Annotated in this window: 11 protein-coding genes and 3 pseudogenes; all 14 read left to right on the forward strand. The window is 42.4% G+C overall.

Annotated features, from left to right (window positions below; genetic code table 11):
* The first annotated feature begins 147 nt into the window (after positions 1–147).
* The 14 genes and pseudogenes from BW961_RS17835 (at position 148) to BW961_RS17885 (ending at position 14,251) form a co-directional block, all read left to right on the forward strand.
* Positions 148–678 carry an MBL fold metallo-hydrolase gene (locus BW961_RS17835; RefSeq protein ID WP_326110848.1) on the forward strand — a complete coding sequence of 177 codons (531 nt, stop codon included), beginning with the start codon at positions 148–150 and terminating at the stop codon, positions 676–678.
* 245 nt (positions 679–923) lie between these two features.
* Entirely contained in the window at positions 924–1,253 is a 330-nt protein-coding gene (locus tag BW961_RS31750) for a DMT family transporter (protein WP_342190429.1), read from the forward strand.
* A gap of 93 nt (positions 1,254–1,346) precedes the next feature.
* Entirely contained in the window at positions 1,347–1,583 is a 237-nt protein-coding gene (locus tag BW961_RS31755; protein ID WP_342190430.1) for an EamA family transporter, read from the forward strand.
* A 374-nt stretch (positions 1,584–1,957) separates the two neighbouring features.
* Positions 1,958–2,158 (forward strand): cold-shock protein, encoded by a 201-nt coding sequence (locus BW961_RS17845; RefSeq protein WP_068584527.1) that lies wholly within the window; start codon positions 1,958–1,960, stop codon positions 2,156–2,158.
* A 73-nt stretch (positions 2,159–2,231) separates the two neighbouring features.
* Entirely contained in the window at positions 2,232–2,504 is a 273-nt protein-coding gene (locus BW961_RS29955) for a hypothetical protein (RefSeq protein ID WP_068584524.1), read from the forward strand.
* Between the two features lie 34 nt (positions 2,505–2,538).
* Positions 2,539–3,060 (forward strand): annotated as a pseudogene (locus BW961_RS17850) (ankyrin repeat domain-containing protein); the annotation flags it as partial.
* A gap of 44 nt (positions 3,061–3,104) precedes the next feature.
* Positions 3,105–4,328, forward strand: coding sequence for an amidohydrolase (locus BW961_RS17855; protein WP_082867439.1), 1,224 nt, complete (start codon positions 3,105–3,107; stop codon positions 4,326–4,328).
* A gap of 232 nt (positions 4,329–4,560) precedes the next feature.
* Positions 4,561–7,335: an S-layer homology domain-containing protein gene (locus tag BW961_RS17860; RefSeq protein WP_068584521.1), complete on the forward strand. Its 2,775-nt coding sequence runs from the start codon at positions 4,561–4,563 to the stop codon at positions 7,333–7,335.
* A 291-nt stretch (positions 7,336–7,626) separates the two neighbouring features.
* Positions 7,627–9,381: a sensor histidine kinase gene (locus BW961_RS17865; RefSeq protein WP_068584513.1), complete on the forward strand. Its 1,755-nt coding sequence runs from the start codon at positions 7,627–7,629 to the stop codon at positions 9,379–9,381.
* Position 9,382: 1 nt separating this feature from the next.
* A complete protein-coding gene (locus tag BW961_RS17870) occupies positions 9,383–10,171 on the forward strand; it encodes a response regulator (protein ID WP_068584510.1) in 789 nt (262 codons plus the stop codon).
* A gap of 108 nt (positions 10,172–10,279) precedes the next feature.
* Entirely contained in the window at positions 10,280–11,602 is a 1,323-nt protein-coding gene (locus BW961_RS17875; RefSeq protein ID WP_068584507.1) for an extracellular solute-binding protein, read from the forward strand.
* A 94-nt stretch (positions 11,603–11,696) separates the two neighbouring features.
* Positions 11,697–11,909 (forward strand): annotated as a pseudogene (locus tag BW961_RS30925) (carbohydrate ABC transporter permease); the annotation flags it as partial.
* Positions 11,907–12,085 (forward strand): annotated as a pseudogene (locus tag BW961_RS30930) (carbohydrate ABC transporter permease); the annotation flags it as partial. The pseudogenes BW961_RS30925 and BW961_RS30930, both read left to right, overlap by 3 nt.
* Positions 12,086–12,136: 51 nt before the next feature.
* Positions 12,137–14,251: a glycoside hydrolase family 52 protein gene (locus BW961_RS17885; RefSeq protein WP_068584498.1), complete on the forward strand. Its 2,115-nt coding sequence runs from the start codon at positions 12,137–12,139 to the stop codon at positions 14,249–14,251.
* Positions 14,252–14,681 lie beyond the last annotated feature (430 nt).

Below are 14,681 nucleotides of genomic sequence, written 5' to 3' on the forward strand. Positions count from 1 at the left end.
ACGGTTTGCCACCATACGTATTATCAGAAGAGACACCGTTAAGGTGTCTTTTTTGTTTTTCGTGTGGACGAATATAAAGTCTAATTTATATTGTAGCTACTGAAATAGGTATGTATTAATTACCAACGCAATAATATTTCAAACGCAATACGAGTAGTGCCAATAGATAGATTGCATTCTGTCATTCTTACTCATCAGGACATTGATCATATAGGAAGTTTACCGACCTTAATTGAAGAATTAGATACTGAATTAACAGTATATGCTCATGAAATAGATCGACCATACATCGAAGGGGAAAGACCTCTATTAAAGCTGGATCTTCCAGAAGAAATGCAGCATTACGTTACTAATCCACCTAAAGCAAAGGTTAACCAGATTCTAAGTGAAGGCGATGAACTCCCTTACTTTGGCGGTATATCAGTGATTTTTACGCTAGGTCATATTAGCTTGTATTTAAAGCGGAGTAAGATTCTGATTGCTGGCGATGCGATGTTCAGTATGAATGGCCAATTAAGAGGCCCCAATGGTCATACTGCTCCGGATATGTCTACTGCTCTTAAATCTTTAAGTAAATTTCTTGATTACGATATAAGCAAAGTGATCTGTTTCCATGGTGGGTTGTGTACTAATAACGTCAACGAGCAAATTGGAGCTTTAAACTTCATATTGGAGTGAATCTTATTCTTTACAATTAAACTAAGCCCAAAATCTCTGAATAACGAAAATTTTGAAAGAGGATATTAATTCCTCTATGAATGAGGTGCATGAATAAAGCATGGAGGTTATAATAAATACTACAAAGAAGAACCGATGCTTACTGACCATCAGTACAATAGACCGCGTACCTTAGGCGGTCTATTTTTTTGTTAGTGTGCTTATGGACATGCCGTGAAATCGGTATTATTGAAGGGTGATTATTGATGCTAAAAGCTTATAGTTGGCTCACTTTTTGTGTAGTCGTATGGGGTAGCAATGTTGTATTTGGTAAGATCTTAGTTGAGGACTTCTCCCCCGGTCTGTTAACATCACTGAGACTTTTATTTATTGTGGTATTTTTAGTTGGATTAACGTCTTACAAAAAGAATTTCAAGCGAGTGAATAAATCGGATGTACTCTCCATTTTATTTCTTGGTGTTATTGGTGTATTTATAAATCAATGGTCCTTTTTCAGAGGTTTACAAACAGCTGATCCAACAACATCTGCCATCATTTTAGCTATGACTCCTATTTTAACTGGCTTGTTCGCATAAAAGGTTGATGGGGCTAATTCTAACGATCATAGGCATATATTGTGTCGTTGTAATAGGCGGTGGATCCTCGTTACATTTTGACAATGGACTTATGTGGATTGTTGTAACGATGATAACATTCGCAATTATGATTATTATGACGAGGGTACTCTTCGACATGTTGATGCTTCAAAAGTATCTGTACTATCTAATTTAGAGCCTTTTGTAGCCATGATTATGGGATTAATATTACTGTACAAACCAATTACAGGTGTAGAAATATTAGGGTCTTTGTACATTCTAGCAGGAGTTATGCTATCTACGTATCAACGAAAAATGCGATATAAGTGAACAATAGGTTGATCCTTTAACAAATCCTCGGTGAGCAAATAGGGATTGATTGGTTACGGGGCGTTCGGGTGACATCAAAACTGTAATTAAACCCGTAGAATCCTGTGTTACGTTGGTGGAATTGCCAGAGTGGAAGAACGCGGAGATTCAATCTCTGGATTATAACCTATCATTTTTTACCAATGTATTCATATACCTGTAAATTAGTATCTTAATAGACTTAGATGTGCTATAATAAATTTATTGAAGTAGCGTCCTAACAAATACACATAGTGTAGAGGGTTGTTCTTAAATTAATAACCTTGTACCATATGTGGATTTTTTATTTTTAGAGATAAGAATGTCATGTAAATTTAAATTAGGTGGTAATTAATATGGAAACAGGTACAGTGAAATGGTTTAACGCAGAAAAAGGATTTGGATTTATCGAAGTTGAGGGCGGTAGTGATGTATTCGTACATTTCAGCGCGATCACTGGAGACGGTTTTAAATCCTTGGACGAAGGCCAACGTGTTGAATTTAATATCACACAAGGCACTCGCGGAGCACAAGCCGAGAATGTCGTAAAACTTTAATGTAGAACTCTATGCCCCAAACAATATGTTTGGGGCTTTTTTATTTGTGGTCAGGGTATAAAGAGGGATACAGATGTGTTATTTTCGGACAGGGGTTCGCCTCGCCTCCTTACAAAAAAACCAGAACATTATGTTATGGGTTTTTACTTGTCCTCGACATCCGATTCAGTATGACCTTAACTTGCTTGTCTATTTCCGATATCGGTCAGTCATGAACTTAATAGTTAGTTTCACGGTGAATACTAAGGAGGCTCGTTACGTTCGCGCTGCCGGTGCAGGCAGTCATTTTGTATCCATTATTTCTCATTGGGTAAAAGTCTATGGTACCATACAAGTAGAATCGTGAGAATGAGGTAGCCTATTTATGCGGTTTATGAGCTGGGGCAGATATCAATACTAGAGATGGTCAAGGACGAACTCCAATTTTAGCCGCGACGTACGGGAATAAGGTAGATACGGTTAGAGCGTTGATCAAAGCTGGAGCAGATATTAATTTACAGGACCATAAATTAGACAATCCTTTCTTGTATGCTGGTGCGGAAGGATTCCTCGAAATTGTGAAGTTAATGAACGATGTAGGTGCAGATCCGGCGATCACGAATCGGTATGGAGGAACAGCACTTATTCCAGCTTCGGAACATGGTTATGTGGAAGTTGTCAAAGAGTTGCTTACTCGATCAGATGTTGATGTTAATCATGTTAACGATCTAGGGTGGACAGCTTTGATGGAAGCGATCATATTAAATAATGGCGGGGAAACGCAACAGCGGGTCATAGAAATTCTTATTGAATATGGGGCAGATGTAACTATTCCAGATAGGGATGGCGTTACGCCGCTAGAGCATGCAAGAGCGCATCATTTTGTAGCCATTGAACGTATATTGATAGACGCTGGGGCTTAGTTAGCAAGGTACATATTAAATAGTTACGAAAAGGATGAGACAGTATGTTGAATGCTTCTTATTGGTTAACGAATGTAAGATTAGAACAGGGTTATGACATGGAAGATGGACAAGTAGTTGGTACGAATACAATGATTTGTCATATACGAATTGAGAACAGTGCTATTGCTGAAATTGTTGGGACGGAAACAACGCTTCAGTGTGATCTTCCCAAATATGACTGTAAAGAGTTATTGATGCTGCCATCTTTTGAGGAGGCGCATATTCATTTGGATAAAACGTATTTCGATGGACCGTGGAAAGCGGTAAAGCCTGTATCAAGTATCTTCGAACGGATTGAGGAAGAGAAGATATTATTGCCGAAGCTCCTTCCAATGGCAAAACAACAAGCTGGAAGCATCTTGACTCTAATACAGGGATATGGGGCTACTCATGTTCGTACCCATTGTAACATCGAGCCTGTTAGCGGACTGCACCGATTAGAGGCAACAAAGCAAGCCCTAGACATGTTTTCTGGGAAAATATCATCTGAAATTGTAGCATTTCCGCAACATGGACTACTTCGATCGGACTCTGTCGAGCTCGTAAAACAATCTTTGGCAGAGGGGGCGACCCATGTAGGCGGAGTAGATCCATTCACAGTAGATGGGGATATAGAGAAATCATTGCAGACCATGGTAGAACTAGCGGTTCTGAATAATGCTGGTATTGATATTCACTTACATGACGGAAATGAAGCGGGGAAGCAAACTCTGATGCGATTAGCTGATCTGACCGAAGAAGCTGGTTTACAAGGAAAGGTAACCGTTAGTCATGCATTCTGGTTTGCAGGTGCGCAGCCACAAGAGGCAGAGGAAGTTGCTAAACGGATGGCCTCGCTAGGCATGTCCATTGTTTCGACGGTTCCGATTGGCACAATAATGATGCCGCTCCCCATGCTATATAATAACGGTGTAACGGTGAAATTGGCAACGGATAGTCTTACGGATCACTGGTCTCCATTCGGAAATGGAGATCAATTAGATAAAGCAGGACGGTTCGCAGAATTGTATGGGTATAATGATGAATTATCGCTATCTCAAGCCCTCGGCTTCATTACAGGGGGGATAAAGCCTCTCGATTCAAAAGGTCAACAGGTATGGCCTAAGGTTGGGGACGTCGCGAGCTTTGTACTGCTACATGCAAGTTGCTCGGCGGAAGCGATAGCGCGAAGGGCGGAGCGTCAAGCGGTATGGAACGAGGGACGCCTCGTGAGCGGTTCGTTGTAAATTAAACGGCGGCGAATTGTGGTCTTGCACAGCTACGGTTCACCTCCAGTAGAAGAACCTGCTCACTGAGCGGTTTTTTTCATATGTTGTAGACAGGATATCTACAAATTATAAAAGTTGTGCTCCCAAGCGAATTGTTTACAAATTACTTCATCTCTTTAACATGTGAATTTACAGTTCATCTATATACTTAAATCGATATCATTATGCATTCGAAGGGGAGTATAACTACATGAACAGCAAGTTGAAGTCTTTAATTTGTACCTCATTCGCCTTTTGCATGCTTGCACAGAGTACGGCGATGACGGTGTCTGCAACAGAGAACAATCCTTCCACCAATTCAACAGGAAGATGGATGTCAGGCGAGTACCACACCCACACCATACAATCGGCAGATGCATCCGAATCTTTTATGAAATTGGAAAATGTACTCGATGCTGCGTTTCGAGAGGATCTTGACAAGAAGCCTGCAGAAACAATTACATCACTGACTTACGGCAATCCCTTTGATTACATCGTGCTATCTGATCATTTGCGCAATTCGCCGCGAGATCCAGATGGTAACGAAAAGCCTACTGCACGTTGGGAAGCGATTAAAGAACAGCAGGACAAGCTTTCAGCGCTCCAAGCTACTGGCAAATACGCAGGTAAGTCCATTTATTCTGGTTTCGAATGGGACATGATGGGATTGGATCATGGCGCTGTCGGCATTATTGATTCCGACAGTGATGCAGTACCCATCGATGCTATTCATCAATTCGAGTGGTTGTACAGCTACGATACAGCTCCAGGTAGGTTTCATTCAAATGAGACTGCTCTTTGGGGAGCAAGGCTTGATAAAGATACATTGAAACCTGATAAAAATAAAACCTTTGAAGCTATTGAGTGGCTAAAAACAAATTACCCGGAGAGCTATGTATTGCTTAACCATCCATCTAGACATAATGGTGGTAGCGGTGTTGTTACTATCGAAGACCTTCGTAAGATGAATGATATTGCTCCTGAAATTGTGTTTGGTATGGAAGGTTTACCGGGTAACCAAATGGCAGCTGGTGGGAATAGATCGGAGTTAAATGACGTATACGGCGGAGCTGACGTCATGGTCGCAAAGGTCGGCGGAATGTGGGATGCCATGCTTGGTGAGGGTCGCCACTTCTGGAACTTCACAAATTCTGACTTTCATTTTAAGGTGAGCAGCAATCGAAGTTATTCAAGCGGTTATTGGCCTAGCGAGTACTCGCGAAACAATACTTGGGTCGAGGGTAATACCTTCAAAGATATTGTGGAGGGTATGCGTTCAGGTAAATCCTATGCGGTGTATGGTGATCTCATCAATGCGCTTGAATTCAATGCCACTGGAAATGGTGCTCAAGCTGAAATGGGTGAGGATTTACAAGTGACCGAAGGGGATCTTACAACAATCAGCATTCGATTCAAGAGCCCAGAGCACAACAACTATGCACAAATTAGCCCGCACGATACATCAGTCACCAATGATGTCTATGTTGATCATGTCGATCTGATCTCTGGAGAAGTGACGGGCAAGATCGATGAAAGTCAATATGCTAGCAATACCACCAATGACACGACGAAAGTCATTAAACGTTTTACGAAAGAAGATTGGGGACAACCAGATGTCGACGGCTATTATACTGTCTCCTATAAGGTACCTGCGGATACAAACCGTTATTATCGTTTACGCGGTACGAACCTTGGTACAGACGTAGCAGGCTTCACAGAGAACGGCGAGCCTTTACAAGATCAATCATTTGCTAGGGGTGACGAGCCGGAGCAGAATGAGGAACGCTTCAATAATATTAATGACCGTAACTATGCTGGCTTGTGGTTTTATTCCAATCCGATCTTTGTTAATGTCGCCGCGCTCAGCGACGAGCAGGCAGTTACCGATACAATTACTAGTGTAACTTCAACACTTGGTGATACGAGTGCGATTACTACTAACATTCCCCTCCCTTCTGAAGGGTTGCATGGTACCAGGATTGAATGGAAGAGTAGTAATGCGAATATTATTCGCATCGACAACAACACCGCGATTGTTACACGTCCATCCTCTGGTATGGGGGATATGCGTATTACATTGACTGCAACGATATCTCGCGATGCTCATAGCATAGATAAACCCTATACCTTTATCGTTAGAGCCTACCCTTCTAACAACTTGCCAGATAACAACTCGTCAGGCAACAGTTCGCCAGGGAACAGTTCTAGTAAGCCAAATGCGTCTGTCTCAGGTGGTGGAGGAACAGTTACTGCTGATTCAAATGGCAATATTACAATAACACCTGACAAAGGCTATCAGGTTAAAGATGTTACGATCAATGGGATATCTAAGGGAGCACTCACTCAATTGACGGGTCTGAAATCATCTGATCAAGTTGTTGTGACCTTCGAGAAACTTCCAGAGCAACCTCAGAAGCCAACTGAGCCTACTAAGCCTGTTATTACTTTTAGTGATATTTCGAATCACTGGGCAGATTCATCCATTAACTATGTTGTGGAACATGGATTGTTCACGGGTACCGCGGCAAATTCGTTTAGCCCGAACAATACGATGACTCGTGGTATGCTGGTCACGGTTATGCACCGCTTAGCGGGTAAACCTGAAGTTGGGTCAATTCACTTCAAAGATGTTAATACGAATGCCTATTACAGTGATGCGGTAGCTTGGGCAAGCCAGAATAACATCGTCAATGGGGTTGATAGTACTCACTTTGCTCCAGATCAACCTATTACTCGCGAACAACTTGTACAGATGCTATTCAATTATGCAAAAGCAAACAAATTGAATATTAACGCTAGCCAGTCATTAGTCGCTTTCACAGATGTGAACAAAATCTCAACTTGGGCAGTTGATGCGATGAAGTGGTCTGTAAGCAACGACTTACTTTCTGGTAAGGGTAAAGGCATGCTTGATCCACTGGGTGCCGTATCACGTGCTGAAGTCGCAACAATTATGAATCGCTTTATGATTACCTTTAACATGTAATCATAAGTAATATGTTCAAATTAACAAAAAGTGCACCTTTTAGAATATTCATTTGGCAAAGCCCAATTGGGTTAATGGATGAATTCTAGGGGGTGCACTTTCTTTATTTCTTGTATATTGAAAGTAACCAGTTGGCTATGTCAAATTATTGGGGGGACGAGTATTCCTTGCAACAGGTGGCTGATATTCCTCAAAAGCATTTATTGAGTTTACATAGCTAAAAAAAAGATACCAGACTATAATGTTTCCAAAGGTTACGCCCTGTAAAATTCTAAAGGGAGGGGAAACGATTTGAATAGACTAAAGGGATGGAACACGCTACGCAACCAAATTTTCATAGGATTCATGCTGGTTATGGTCATTGTGCTCATATCCAGTGGAACATTTACCTATAATCAGACCTCTATCTTGCTGAGAAATAGTGCTGAACGTCTTGTTAAGCAAACAGCGGTACAAGCGACTGGTAAATTGGAAGCGCTTTATCAACAAGTTGATTCGCTCCTTATGCAAGTATCCACGAATCCATCCTTACAGAGTATACTTACGAGAGAGCACAGTGGGAAGCAAGTCAATTTCAGTGAAAGACAATCGCTTCAGGATGTTGTGCGCGGATATGAGGCTTATGGAACAGGAATTCGTTCACTCGAGCTATATACGGAGGATTATCGGCGATTACTTCCGCTTGATGATGCGCTGTTACAGGATCGTGTGACCGAATCTTGGATTTATCAAGCTGATGAACAGAAGGGCAAGCTTGTCTGGTGTGGCCTAGATCCGCGCGACTCAACGAGTGTCATCGCCATTCGAAGTGTACGGTTGATTAACCGATCCTTTATACATGGAGGATATATCATGCTACGAATGGATCGGAATTATTTTGAACTGTCCGATTCATTACGAACATCGGATGAACCACAGCGTGAACTGATGATTTTATTAGATGGCGCGGGAAATAAAATAACAGCTGATTTCCTAGCGGATGAGAGCCTTATTGCAGAAATAGGTCGAGATGATGAAACAGTGATGATTCATGGTGAGAGTTACATGAAAATACAGCAGCAATCAGATGTTACGGGCTGGACGCTTGTAATGCTAACACCTGCTAAGTATACGACTGAAGGTGTATCTGTCCTGCGAACGTCTATTATTGTCTCTATTGCCGTTGGCGGGTTGTTATTCCTTGTCAGTTCCTTTGTTCTTTCCACGATGATCACCCGGCCGATTTTGAACTTAATACGTGCGATGCGAGGTGCTCGACTCGGCAATTTGAAGCTGAATCCAGATACCTCTTCTACAATGGAGATCGCAGAATTGAATTATTCCTATAACCAAATGGTTAATTCACTCAATGAAATGATTCAAGTTGTCTATCAAAAGGAAATTATTCAAAGTCGTACTGAATTGAAAGCGCTTCAATCCCAGATTAACCCACATTTTTTGTTCAATACACTAGAAGCCTTCTTCTGGTCTCTGGACGAAAAAGGAGAAACAGAGCTCGCGGATAATGTTGTCGCCATGTCAGGATTATTCCGCTATGTCATTAATCGTAGTGATGAGGATGAATGGGTCAAAATTGGGGATGAACTAGATCATGCCGAACGTTATTTTAAAATTATGGAAATGCGTCTCGTTGACCGTCTAATTTGGCGTATTGAGGCGGATGAAGCATGCCGTAGCATTCCGATACCGAAACTTCTGATTCAGCCACTTGTGGAGAATGCCATTATGCACGGAGTGGAAAAAAGAAATGAACAAGGTACCGTTGTTCTCCGTGTTGAGGCTGCTACCACGCCTGACTATACACGGATTATGGTTATAGACAGCGGACCTGGTATGGATGAAGCAATGGTGCAGCAATTATACGCCACTCTGCAGGATGGAAAAAAAATTATTTCGAACGGTAAAGGGATTGGTTTAGTGAATGTGGATCGAAGACTTCATCTATATTACGCATTACAATCCAAAGGCATAATGATCCAAAGTCACGTGGGAGAAGGAACCACCATTGGATTTGAAATACCAAATGAGATATGGGGAGAGTTGTAGCATGAAGACCATTCTGATCGTAGATGATGAACCAAGAACAAGACAAGGAATCCGCAGAACGCTTGAGACTTGGGGTCTAGGCACTCTCCAGCTTGAGACATTTGCTAGTGCAAAGGAGGCGCTCGTATGGCTTGAGGAACATGAGGCAAATTTGATGATCACGGATATTCGGATGCCAGAAATCAACGGTCTTGAATTGATTGAACAGCTCCATCATCAATATCCATCGCTCTTTCTTATCGTCATCTCAGGATTTTCGGAGTTTGAATATGCGCGTACTGCTTTGAAGTTTGGCGTCATTGACTATTTACTCAAGCCCATCGATAAAGCCAAATTAATTCAAGCTGTCGAGCTGGGATTGCAAAAGGATGAACATGTCCACCGTATGAAGCGAATGGAGAAAATAGTAGATACTCGGTTGATGGAGGCGCACCATGAGGAAGGGCAGGGGTACAATACAACGATACGTGATGCGATTAGTTATCTGGAAGAACATTTAGCCGAACCGATTGCGATGCATGAAATTGCCACCCGCTTACATATGAATGCGAGTTACTTCAGTGTCTTGTTCAAGGAGCAAATCGGTCTTACCTTCAGTGAATATCTCACAAGGCGTAGAGTGCAACGTGCAAAAGAGTTGTTAGTAAACACCTCACTATCTATTAATGAGATTTCAGAACACGTCGGCTATCAAACAGCTAAATATTTCGTTAAAGTATTTCGCTCCTTTGAGTCACTTACCCCTGGGCAATATCGGCAAAGCATGAATGAGAATAACACCCAATATTAGTGGTATCAGTCCCAATCCTTGTTACCTTCCATCTGCTTCTAACGCGGTCTACAATATAATTAAATCGTTTACATTAGCTTAACGATTTGATGAAAAGGGGAATTCGACATGAAGGGTAAAGCATGGACGTTACTGCTGTTTACGATGTGCATTGCCTTGCTCGCAGCTGGATGCAGCTCCAAAGGAGATTCTAGTTCAACGACAGCTACTTCAGGAAATGACAGTTCTGGTGGAGATAAAGTGACTTTGAAGCTCATGCACTTATGGCCCGAAGGTGTATCTGCTGGACAGAATAAAATCGTTAATCAAATCATCAAGGAATATCAGGCTGAGCACACCAATGTTACCATCAAGCAAGAGGTTCTGGAAAATGAGCAATATAAAAACAAACTGAAAGTGTTGTCAGCTTCCAACGGGCTCCCTGATGTGGGCTTAACTTGGGCAGCTGGATTTCTCCAACCTTATGTGGAAGGTAATCTCTTTGCTCCGCTGGATGACTTGTTAAGTGGTGAATTGGAAGGGAAATTCGTGGCAGGTACAACTGAAGCATATGCAATCAACGGAAAGACCTACGCCCTGCCTATTGAATTTAATATTGCTCCCATCTACTACAATAAAGAAATTTTTGAAAAGAACGGATTACAAATACCGCAAACCTATGAGCAGTTCAAAACGATTGTGAAAACATTAACCGATAAAGGCATTGCACCCATCGCACTCGGCAATAAGGATCGTTGGACTGGATCGCTCTGGTATATGTATATGGCAGATCGAATTGCTGGACAACAAACGTTAGCTAGCGCGATTAACGGATCAGTCAAATTCACAGATCCAAGCTTGGTTAAAGCTGCATCCGAGATTCAATCTCTCGTGGATGACAATGCATTTATTAAAGGGTTCAACGGTCTATCGAATGAAGAAGCAAAGGCTGAATTCCTAAACGAAAAAGCGGCTATGTTCCTAATGGGCTCGTGGGAAATTCCGAACTTTACGACCAATGAAGAGATTCCAAAGGAATTCCGCGACAAAGTCGGGTTCTTCAGGTTCCCAACCGTTGAAGGTGGAAAGGGCGATATCAATAGCTGGGTCGGTGGACCTGGTGTTGGATTATTCGTTGCTGAGAACTCCAAGGTCAAAGATGAGGCCAAAAAATTCGTAGAGTACTTCGTCATGAAGTGGGGCGATCAATCCGTAACCGGTGCAGGAGTTATTCCGGCGACGAAGGTAGATGCCGCGTCTATGGATTTACCACAACTGTATAAAGATCTGTTCAAGGAAATGAATCAAGCAAGCAGCATCACACTATTCGCCGATGTTCAAATGCCTGCAAAAGCAGCCGAAACCCATCTGAATATGATCCAAGCTCTATTTGGCAAGGCAATTACACCAGAGAAATTCTCGGAAGAGCATGATAATGCGCTCGCCAAATAGGTGCATGATGGATGAATGAATCTAGGGGGTCTTCTCTTCCTTTCGAAGGGAAGCCCTCTCTTCAAATATTCAATAAGCATGGAGTTGATCGGCCTTGGATAAAGTGCTCTCGAATAAAAAAATCATTGCACACTATGTGCTTCCCTCGTTACTACTCATAATGGCCATCGTATACCTCCCTATCTTGCTGACTGCTTATTACGGGTTAATTGAATGGAACGGCATTGGCAAAATGAAATTTATTGGACTTGAAAACTATGTTGTCTTTTTGAAAGATTTGAAGTTCTGGGAGAGTGCCGGGCATTCCTCGGATCACCTAAAAACATTAACAGTAGGCATTCAAAATTTCATTGGTCAATATACGACGGATTGGGGCGCAATTGGTGCAACGTTAATGATTAGTATTATGCCTATTATGATCATGTTCTTGTTCTTAAGCGATCGAATTATAGAGGGGATGCCGCGGGTTCGGTTAAAGGCTGATGAAAGAATTGAACTAGACTAAAGATGAATACTTGAAGGGAATGAAAGCTGATGACTACGAATTATTTCTTCAATGCACATCATTCACCGATTGGTGCATTTGCGAGCTTCACACTTGGCTTTCCAAATGCAGGCGGGGGATTCGATCTCGAATTAGGACGTTCACCAAAGCAAAATGTATTTATTGGTCTTGAAAAAGAGGATGGTACGGGGTACGATACGTTGCCGTTCCATAACACGGAAGAATCTGAAGAAGGCAAACGCTATGATATGGACAATCCCGATCCAAATCAGAATAAACCGAAACTGCTGTACCCGTTCGCTAAAGAAGATGTGACTCGTGAATTCAAACTTGGAACCGATACATGGTCAGCCGGGGATATTACATTTCGAATCTACTCTCCTGTTCGATCCGTTCCCGATCCTGAGATTGCGTCAGAGGATGATTTGAGAGAAGTGCTTGTACCTGCTGTTCTGGCAGAGCTCATCATTGATAATACAAAATCTAGCCGAAAAAGGCGTGCCTTCTTTGGTTATCAAGGCAGTGACCCTTATAGTTCACTTCGCCGCCTCGATGATACGTGTCCTGGCATCGTAGGGGTTGGACAAGGCCGAAATACAGCCATCGTATCGAAAGATGCATCTGTTCGTTCTGCTATGCATTTCAGTATGGAAGACATCCTTGGTAATACCATGGAAGAGAACTGGACCTTTGGTCTTGGAACCGTCGCAGCACTCATAGCGGATGCAGAACCGGGAGAAGTTTCTACATTCCGCTTCGCACTTTGCTTCCATCGCGGAGGATTCGTGACCGCTGGCATAGATGCGAGCTACTATTACAGTCGCTTCTTTCATAATATTGAAGCTGTAGCGCAGTATGCACTTACGCACTATGATGTACTGGCGCAAGCTGCATTAGAATCTAATCAGATGATTGAGGAACAAAATTTATCTGCAGATCAACAGTTTATGATGGCGCATTCGATCCGCAGCTATTACGGCTCCACGCAGCTGCTTGATTATAACGATAAGCCTTTTTGGATCGTTAATGAAGGTGAGTATCGGATGATGAATACCTTTGACTTAACGGTAGATCAATTATTCTATGAATTGAAAATGAATCCATGGACGGTCAAAAATGAACTGGATATGTTCATCGAACGATTCAGCTATACGGATACGATTCGCTTTCCGGAAGATACGACGGAATATCCAGGTGGGCTCAGCTTTACTCATGACATGGGTGTGGGAAACGTCGTATCCCGTCCTCACTACTCTTCTTACGAGCTATATGGTCTTGACGGCTGCTTCTCTCATATGACACATGAGCAATTAGTAAACTGGATTCTATGCGCAACCGTCTATACAGAGCAGATTGGTGATACGGCTTGGATGGATCAGAATCATTCTATTCTTGAGCAATGTCTGGACAGTATGCTGAATCGTGACCATCCGAATCCTGTACTTCGCAATGGTGTAATGGGCTTAGACAGCTCCCGCACAATGGGCGGAGCTGAGATTACAACGTATGATAGTCTGGATGTTTCTTTAGGGCAAGCGAGAAATAACATCTATCTGGCAGGAAAATGTTGGGCTGCCTATCTTGCGATGGAGAAGCAGTTCACACGCATGGGTAATCAGGCATGTTCACAAATCGCTGCGGAACAAGCCGGAAAATGTGCAGCAACCCTTGTAGAGCATGTCGGGGAGGATGGTACAATTCCCGCTGTTATTGGGGAAGGCAATCAATCGCGAATTATCCCAGCTATAGAGGGGTTAATTTTCCCTTATTATGCAGGGTGTTTGGAAGCGCTGGAACCAACCGGAGAATATGGACACTATATTCAAGCCTTACAACGACATCTGCACGAGGTGCTTCGTGTAGGTGTATGCTTATTTGAAGATGGAGGCTGGAAGATCTCCTCTACAAGCAATAATAGCTGGCTTAGTAAGATTTATCTATGTCAGTTTGTAGCACGACATATTCTAGGGCTACCTTGGAACGAACAAGGTAAGCTCGCAGATGCCGCGCATGTTGCTTGGCTGACACATCCCACGTTATCCATCTGGAGCTGGAGTGATCAGATTATCTCTGGTGAAATTTCTGGTAGTAAATATTATCCTCGAGGTGTGACAAGTATTTTGTGGCTGGAGGAGTTCAGGTAACCTAGCATTATAAACAAAAACAAGCTGATCCATCGTTTGAGAGCGATACTAGCTTGTTTTTGTTATTGTATATGTTTACAGTCTTCGAGTCTTACCTTAGAGGCCGATTCCAGCATGCATCAAGCTTAACACGTTAACTCAAAATTCCACCTGCAACTCACATCCGATTATACTTATAAGAGAAGCTTACGATATAGGAGATTAGTATCCTGAGTATTGCAAAGGTGTTCATGGGTATGAGCACAAATTTGCCGATGTATGAGAAACCTAAAAAGGACCGTCAGGGATTCTGACGGTTTTTCTTATTTTTTCGACAGCAGATCGCGGTTTTGTGAGAAATTTGTGAGAACCAATAGATATAATGTATTGCATGGAGTGGGGGGGCTGTGACCCTGGTGATAGTGTTGGAGTTCCTGCCAATCAGGCATTT

Origin of the sequence: Paenibacillus macquariensis, from assembly GCF_900156375.1 — a bacterium.
GTDB lineage: Bacteria > Bacillota > Bacilli > Paenibacillales > Paenibacillaceae > Paenibacillus_AQ > Paenibacillus_AQ macquariensis.

Excerpts from the sequence above, each read along its gene's own strand:
- BW961_RS31750 (WP_342190429.1), top strand. The coding sequence starts at position 924 with ATGCTAAAAGCTTATAGTTGGCTCACTTTTTGTGTAGTCGTATGGGGT.
- BW961_RS17845 (WP_068584527.1), top strand. The coding sequence starts at position 1,958 with ATGGAAACAGGTACAGTGAAATGGTTTAACGCAGAAAAAGGATTTGGA.
- BW961_RS29955 (WP_068584524.1), top strand. The coding sequence starts at position 2,232 with ATGTGTTATTTTCGGACAGGGGTTCGCCTCGCCTCCTTACAAAAAAAC.
- BW961_RS17855 (WP_082867439.1), top strand. The coding sequence starts at position 3,105 with ATGTTGAATGCTTCTTATTGGTTAACGAATGTAAGATTAGAACAGGGT.
- BW961_RS17860 (WP_068584521.1), top strand. The coding sequence starts at position 4,561 with ATGAACAGCAAGTTGAAGTCTTTAATTTGTACCTCATTCGCCTTTTGC.
- BW961_RS17870 (WP_068584510.1), top strand. The coding sequence starts at position 9,383 with ATGAAGACCATTCTGATCGTAGATGATGAACCAAGAACAAGACAAGGA.
- BW961_RS17875 (WP_068584507.1), top strand. The coding sequence starts at position 10,280 with ATGAAGGGTAAAGCATGGACGTTACTGCTGTTTACGATGTGCATTGCC.
- BW961_RS17885 (WP_068584498.1), top strand. The coding sequence starts at position 12,137 with ATGACTACGAATTATTTCTTCAATGCACATCATTCACCGATTGGTGCA.